The sequence below is a fragment of the Mycobacterium sp. NPDC003449 genome (assembly GCF_053588415.1).
Genome location: NZ_JBSFPX010000364.1, coordinates 1 through 1,770 on the forward strand (window position 1 = coordinate 1; position 1,770 = coordinate 1,770).

General features: G+C 55.9%; 2 rRNA genes. Both read right to left on the reverse strand.

Annotated elements, in window-relative coordinates:
- Positions 1 to 1,321, reverse strand: a 23S ribosomal RNA gene (locus ACWDTP_RS38325); the annotation flags it as partial.
- Between the two features lie 381 nt (positions 1,322 to 1,702).
- A 16S ribosomal RNA gene (locus ACWDTP_RS38330) occupies positions 1,703 to 1,770 on the reverse strand; the annotation flags it as partial.

The window sequence follows — 1,770 nt, forward strand, 5'->3', positions numbered from 1 at the left end:
CAGGACGCTCCCCTACCCAATACCCCTACGGGTATTGCCGCGGCTTCGGCGGTGTGCTTGAGCCCCGCTACATTATCGGCGCACAATCACTTGACCAGTGAGCTATTACGCACTCTTTCAAGGGTGGCTGCTTCTAAGCCAACCTCCTGGTTGTCTTCGCGACTGCACATCCTTTTCCACTTAGCACACGCTTAGGGGCCTTAGCCGGCGATCTGGGCTGTTTCCCTCTCGACGCACGGAGCTTATCCCCCGCCGTCTCACTGCCACACTCTGTCTTGTCGGCATTCGGAGTTTGGCTGACGTCAGTAACCTAGTAGGGCCCATCGGCCATCCAGTAGCTCTACCTCCAACAAGAAACATGCAACGCTGCACCTAAATGCATTTCGGGGAGAACCAGCTATCACGGAGTTTGATTGGCCTTTCACCCCTACCCACAGCTCATCCCCTCAGTCTTCAACCTAAGTGGGTTCGGGCCTCCACACGGTCTTACCCGCGCTTCACCCTGGCCATGGGTAGATCACTCCGCTTCGGGTCCAGAACACACCACTACACACGCCACAACTGACGTGATACGCCCTATTCAGACTCGCTTTCGCTGCGGCTACCCCACCCGGGTTAACCTCGCGACATGTCCCTGACTCGCAGGCTCATTCTTCAAAAGGCACGCCATCACCCCACGTTAAAAACGAAGGCTCTGACGGATTGTAAGCGCACGGTTTCAGGTACTCTTTCACTCCCCTCCCGGGGTACTTTTCACCATTCCCTCACGGTACTCATCCGCTATCGGTCACTGGGAAGTATTCAGGCTTACCGGGTGGTCCCGGCAGATTCACAGCAGATTCCACGGGCCCGCTGCTACTCGGGAACACCATCACAACAGATGTCAGGTTTTCACGTACCGGGCTCTCACCGTCTACGGCAGGCCATCCCAAGCCACTTCCGCTAACCACAACATTTTCTCACTGCCGTCCAGCCAGGTAGAACTGGAAAAATAGGTCCCACAACCCCGCACACACAACCCCTACCCGGTATCACATGCATACGGTTTAGCCATCCTCCGCTTTCGCTCGCCACTACTCACGGAATCACATATTGTTTTCTCTTCCTACGGGTACTGAGATGTTTCACTTCCCCGCGTTCCCCCCCGACACCTATACATTCAGTGCCGGGTGACACGACATCACTCGTGCCGGGTTTCCCCATTCGGACATCCTCGGATCACCGCTCGGTTGACAACTCCCCGAGGCATATCGCAGCCTCCCACGTCCTTCATCGGCTCCCAGTGCCAAGGCATCCACCATGCGCCCTTAAACACTTACAACACAAAACCAAAAAAATGAGTTTCAGAAAAAAATTGCACATCAACACACAAAAACAAAGACACCCACCCCCAAAAGGAGCCGGCGACCCGTCCCTGCGTGCCAGATGCTCGCAACCACTATCCACAAATCAAACACCACACCCCACCACCAAAGCGTGAGGCAACAACACGCCGACACCCGCAACCGGATGCCACCCCCCACACACAGGGGCACGGGCCTGTTGTCTCAAAGCCCAATAGTGTGCCTGGCAGTTCCTCAAAACAGTGTTCCCACACCGCTTCTCACGTTTGTTGTTGCACCAAACCGTGCCCACTACAGGCCACCGGTTCCTCACGGCTACACCCCCACCAATTGAGAGTGTTTTTCGTGGTGCTCCTTAGAAAGGAGGTGATCCAGCCGCACCTTCCGGTACGGCTACCTTGTTACGACTTCGTCCCAATCGCCGATC